The sequence below is a fragment of the Streptomyces sp. UW30 genome, from assembly GCF_008042075.1.
Lineage (GTDB): Bacteria > Actinomycetota > Actinomycetes > Streptomycetales > Streptomycetaceae > Streptomyces.
In genome coordinates this window covers 2,152-7,056 of the sequence record NZ_RDBN01000055.1, presented here as the reverse complement: position 1 = coordinate 7,056, position 4,905 = coordinate 2,152, and the positions used below count along the sequence as shown (strand labels likewise).

Sequence of the window (4,905 nt, the reverse complement as noted above, 5' to 3'; positions counted from 1 at the left end):
CGGTTCACTCCGGCTGACGTCCTGCCACAACGGCTGATAGTTGATCCACGCCACCAGATCCCCACCCAGCTGCTCCCGCGTGGCGACAGCCTGCCGGTGTTCGATCAGCACGGGACGCCCCTCGGGCCCACTCCGCCGTCGCCGCTGCCGACCGACCAGCTGCGGTTCGCCATGCCGCCGATGCACGAGTCGCTGGAGGACGAGCGCCGGCATCGAAAGGAGCGGCTCGCGGGAGCGTTGCGGATCTTCGGGCGGCTCGGGTTCGAGGACGGGGTCTCCGGGCACATCACCGCGCGCGATCCCGAGCTCAGCGACTGCTTCTGGGTCAACCCGTTCGGGATGCCGTTCAAGCACGTCACCGTGAGCGACCTGGTCCTCGCCAACTCCGAGGGCCAGGTGATCGAGGGCCGCTACCACGTCAACCAGGCGGCGTTCACGGTGCACTCCCAGGTCCACGCCGCCCGCCCGGACGTCGTCGCGGTCGCCCACTGCCACTCGGTGCACGGGCGTGCGCTCGCGGCGCTGGGGGAGCTGCTTGACCCGATCACCCAGGAGAGCTGCGCCTTCTACGAGGACCATGCCCTCTACGACGCCTACTCCGGCGTCGCCGTCGACACCCTGGAGGGCCGCCGGATCGCCTCCGCGCTCGGCTCCCACAAGGCCCTCGTCCTGCGCAACCACGGGCTGCTCACCGTCGGCGACTCGGTGGACGCGGCGGCCTGGTGGTTCCTTTCCATGGAACGCTCCTCCCAGGTGCAGCTGACCGCCAGGGCGGCGGGCCGACCCGTGCTGATCGAACACCGGCAGGCTGTCGCCACGCGGGAGCAGCTGGGTGGGGATCTGGTGGCGTGGATCAACTATCAGCCGTTGTGGCAGGACGTCAGCCGGAGTGAACCGGATCTGTTGAGCTGACCGAAACCGGTGATCAGAAGCCCCGGAGGACCACGGCCTTCGTCAGCGCGAACTCCTCGTCCGTGAGGACGCCGTCGCGGTGCAGCTCGCCCAACTCCCGCAGTCTGCGCAGGAGTACGTCGTGATGGTCGGCCGGGGGCGGGACGGATGCGGCCGGCTGGGGGCGGTCGGCGTGGTCGACGCCCGTGCGGGTGGACGGGTGCGGCAGACGGGCGGTGACCGCGGTGGCGACCAGCGCCGTGAGCAGGTCGCGCCGGGCGCTGCCCCACAGGTCCAGGGCGTACGGGTCCTTCTCCGGCGGCAGCTTGGAGAACACCGTCTCGGGGGTCACGAAGCGCAGGAAGCCGTCCTCGTACCCGGAGTTGGGCAGCCACTCGACCTGGACCAGGTCGGCCACGTCAATGATCCGCGGGCCGGTCGCCCGTTTGACCCGGTCGGAGGTGTCGGACCAGTCGATCCGCACCTGGGCGCCGTCGAAGGAGACCGTGCCGTCGGAGGAGCGGACGGAGACCGGGACCGGTGGGCCGGGGAGGAGATAGGCCTTGGTGGGCTCCTTGGGGATCTGGTCCAGGAGCAGCGCGTGGCGGATCTCCTCGGCGACGTACTCGGCGACCCCCGCACGGTCGACGTCCACCGTCAGCCGGTACGGATCCGCCGTGTCCGGCAGCCTGCCGCCGGTCGCGTGGAGCAGCGGGTCGGCGCCTTCGCGCAGCCTCATACGCAGTCGGCCGCGCTTGCGTTCCGGCTCGAAGACGATGCTCGCGACGGCTTCGAGGGGGACGGCGATCTCTCCGTACGTCTGCCGGAACAGTGGCACGGAGCGGTGGAGTCCCGGCGTGATCCGGACCGTTGTGCCGTCGAAGGCCCAGGTCCCGTCGCGCTGGATGATCTCGGCCATAGGGAAATTCTCGCAGCCGGGTCAACTCGCCGGGTGCGTGCTTCACCCGCGCCGAGCGGACCTGCCGGACGGGGAGTGGGTGGTGTACGGCACAATTCGCTGTCGTCGTGGGGGAGTTGCGGGCGGGGCGGACGGCGGCCGAAACCGGTGATGGCCGGTATGTGAGATGCGGCTGCCGGTGGTGGGGTTGTGGGTTATAAGGCCATGAGGCCATGAGGTGATGTGGCCACCTGGTCGGCAGGGTTGCTGGGGTCACTGGGATCTGATGTGCGTGGCCCTGAAGGTCATGGGTCGTGCGTCGCGGGTCGTGGGTTCGGAAAAGTCTGGGAAGGCGGGCGTCGGGCGTGGCGGTGCAGGAGGCTGGGCAGGGCGGCGCGGTATTGGGCGCGCATGGAGGCGGCTGCACCTGTGGGGACTGTCCGCACGGGGCACGTGCGGGGCATCGGCGGGCGGTCGCCGAGTTCCTGCTGATGCGGGACGAGTTCGCCGCAGGGCAGGGGCTGCCGGCCGCGGTGGCCCACTCGGCGTCGGCCTCCCGGCAGTGGGTCTCCGAGGAACTGACGCAGTCGGCGGAACTCGTCGCCGAGCGGGGGCGGGCCGAGGGGGACGCGTGGCTCGCTCGGCTGTGGTGGCGTACGGCGAGCGTGGTCTGGGCGCTCGTCGTGGCGCTGCTGCTGGGGCAGGCGCTCACGGCGATCGGCGCGGGGTGGACGGCGGCGCGTACGGCCGGGCTGCTCGCGGCCGTGGTGACGGCCGGGGCGCTGACAGCGGCGTCGTGGTTCCACCGGGCACGGGGCGGGGCGCTGGCGCCGGTCATCGGTGAGGACAACCGGCTGTCCACGTCGCGGGCGGTGGCCGGCGCGTGGGTGCTGTTCGTGGCGTACTCCGTGCTCGTGCTGGTGGGGCGGTTGGCGGCGGCGTCCGGGCACGCCGAGCGGGATGCGCTGATCGCCGGGCTCGAGCTCGGGAGGGCGGCCGGTGTGGTGACCGTGCTCGCCGTTGCGTGTGCGATCGCGGTGCTGGTGCGGCGGGTTGTCGGGGTGCGGGTGCTCGGACAGCGGCTGCAGAAGGTGCCGGCGCATCGGCCCCGGGCGGCGGATCTGCTGACGGATGACGCGGGGCGGGGGTCCTTCGCCGACATTCAGTACGTCGTGATCGTTGGGGTTGCTCTGCTGTTCGCGGCGGTGCGGTTGGGGCGGCGGCCGGATCAGTTGCCGGATCTGCCGTGGGGGCTGGCGGTGGTGGTGCTGATCTCGGCGGCGACGTATCTGGCCGGGAAGTATGCCGAGGGGGGCCGGCCGGTGATTCTGTCCGTGGTGCGGGCGCGGGAGGCCGGTGACCTGGACGCGCCGATCCGCACGGGGGACGACATCGAGATTCGGGGTGCCGGGTTCGTGCCGCCCGGGGCGCAGGGGGCCGATCGGCTGTCGCGGATGGTGGTACGGATCGGGGCGGTGCATGTGCATGTGCCGTTGGTGCCGGTGGCCGGAGGGTTCAGCAATCCGACGGATGCGGTGCTGACGGTGCCGGTGCCGGCGGATGTGGAGCCGGGGCGGGTGGAGGTGCAGGTGGTCACTGCGGTGGGGGTGGAGACGAATCGCTATGTCATTGATGTGACTGAGTGACGGTGCCTCCGGGTGCGTGGGGGTGGCGGGGTGCTATGGCGCGCATATATGCGGGGTTCGGGAGCGCAGTGGTGTGGGGAATCAGGGTGCGGGGCGGTGTCGGGTGGGAATTTCGTGGTGGTTAGGCTCCGGCCCCATGGACCTACTCATCCATGTGTTCGTCGGTCTGCACATCATCGGTATCGCCGCGCTGCTCGGTGGTTTCCTCACCCAGATGAAGGCGATGGGGCAGGGCACCGCCCGGTTCGTGCCCGCGATGCTGCACGGCGCGTTGACCATGCTGGTCACCGGCGTGATCCTCGTCGGCCTCAATCAGGCGGACGACCAGTCCGTCAACAACATCAAGATCGGTGTGAAGCTGGCGCTGCTGATCGTGATCCTCGGGCTCGTCTATGTGAAGCGGGACGAGGAGACGGTGGACAAGCGGCTGTTCGGGGTCGTGGGGCTGCTGACCACGGCGAACGTCTTCATCGCCGTGTTGTGGACGTGACGCCGGCTCCAGGGCCGGGGGGTGCCTGGGTTCCGGGCCGGGAGCCGCGGCCCGTGTAGGTCCATGCCGCGCCCGCGGCCACCGCGAGCCATGCCGCCACCGCGATCCACAGCAGTACCTTGCCCAGGGGCTCCAGCCACGAGACGTCCACGACGGTGCCGACGGAGAGGGCCGCCGCCGCCGTCATGCCCATCGGGAACACCGTGGCCCAGCGGCGTACGTCGTAGCGCGGGCGTGGCCATGCGAACTCGGCGAGGAGCAGGACGACGTACCAGGCCAGGTCGAGTACGAGCAGGGCGACGGTCACCGTGCGCAGGACGCCGTAGTCGTCGTCGTTCCAGAGGTACAGGTCGGGGCTGTCGGCGGCGAGGAGTTTCGAGCCGGCCAGTGCGGAGATGGCGAGGGCGCCGCCTGCCACCCACTGGTCGCCGGCGCCTCGGGCGAGCTGGCTCCGGTCGAAGCGGGGCAGGGCGACGACGTAGAGGACCAGACCCAGCCAGAAGAACACGAGCGAGAAGTGGGCGAGCCATGCCGTCGTCTCGGCGGCGGCGAGGGTCGCGCCCAGGACCGCCAGGCCCTGGGTGGCCACGCAGCCCAGGAACACCGTGCCGGGCATGTGGCGGCGCCAGTGGCGCAGGACGGCGAGCAGGAGGACCGGCCAGAGCACGGCGGCGAGGGCCAGGAGGGCCTCGGCGAGGGTTTCCCAGCCGAGGGCGGTGAAACGGGTGCCGAGGACTGTCGTTGCGGCGACGGCGGTCAGGGCGGCGGGGGTGGCCGCCTGCTTCAGCCAGTTCGGGCGGTCCAGGAGGAGCCGTGCGGTGAAGTCGGCGGCGAGGGCGAGCCAGGCCGCGCAGGCGAGCGCGAGGGCGATGCGGGAAAGGGTCTCGTGGCCCGTCTGGTGGAAGGCCACCGAGAGGATGCCGGTGGCCATGACTGCGGCACCGGCTGCGGGGGGTCGCTGCGACCACCAGGTGTGGAGG

At 71.2% G+C, this 4,905-nt stretch carries 5 protein-coding genes and 1 pseudogene; 3 read left to right on the top strand and 3 right to left on the bottom strand.

Annotated elements, in window-relative coordinates:
* A pseudogene (locus EAO75_RS48005) lies at positions 1 to 120 on the bottom strand (class II aldolase/adducin family protein); the annotation flags it as partial.
* Here EAO75_RS48005 and EAO75_RS43380 point away from each other — a divergent pair.
* The gene (locus tag EAO75_RS43380) at positions 97 to 912 is read left to right on the top strand and encodes a class II aldolase/adducin family protein (protein ID WP_148000658.1); all 816 of its coding nucleotides are present in this window, start codon (positions 97 to 99) and stop codon (positions 910 to 912) included. The pseudogene EAO75_RS48005 and the gene EAO75_RS43380 overlap by 24 nt on opposite strands.
* A 13-nt stretch (positions 913 to 925) precedes the next feature.
* Here EAO75_RS43380 and EAO75_RS43375 read toward each other — a convergent pair whose 3' ends face one another.
* Entirely contained in the window at positions 926 to 1,810 is an 885-nt protein-coding gene (locus tag EAO75_RS43375) for a DUF4429 domain-containing protein (RefSeq protein WP_148000657.1), read from the bottom strand.
* A gap of 344 nt (positions 1,811 to 2,154) precedes the next feature.
* Here EAO75_RS43375 and EAO75_RS43370 point away from each other — a divergent pair, with 344 nt between their 5' ends.
* Together EAO75_RS43370 and EAO75_RS43365 are read left to right on the top strand one after the other, a co-directional pair.
* Complete coding sequence (locus EAO75_RS43370) at positions 2,155 to 3,435, top strand: hypothetical protein (RefSeq protein ID WP_148000656.1); 1,281 nt, start codon at positions 2,155 to 2,157, stop codon at positions 3,433 to 3,435.
* A gap of 136 nt (positions 3,436 to 3,571) precedes the next feature.
* Complete coding sequence (locus tag EAO75_RS43365) at positions 3,572 to 3,925, top strand: hypothetical protein (RefSeq protein WP_148000655.1); 354 nt, start codon at positions 3,572 to 3,574, stop codon at positions 3,923 to 3,925.
* Here EAO75_RS43365 and EAO75_RS43360 read toward each other — a convergent pair.
* Positions 3,903 to 4,905 (bottom strand): tellurite resistance/C4-dicarboxylate transporter family protein (locus EAO75_RS43360; protein WP_261989682.1); only part of this gene is annotated, 1,003 nt, incomplete at its 5' end. The genes EAO75_RS43365 and EAO75_RS43360 overlap by 23 nt on opposite strands.

What these genes read in the sequence shown, in the direction of transcription:
- EAO75_RS43375 (WP_148000657.1), bottom strand. Translation starts at nt 1,810, where the DNA reads ATGGCCGAGATCATCCAGCGCGACGGGACCTGGGCCTTCGACGGCACA.
- EAO75_RS43365 (WP_148000655.1), top strand. Translation starts at nt 3,572, where the DNA reads ATGGACCTACTCATCCATGTGTTCGTCGGTCTGCACATCATCGGTATC.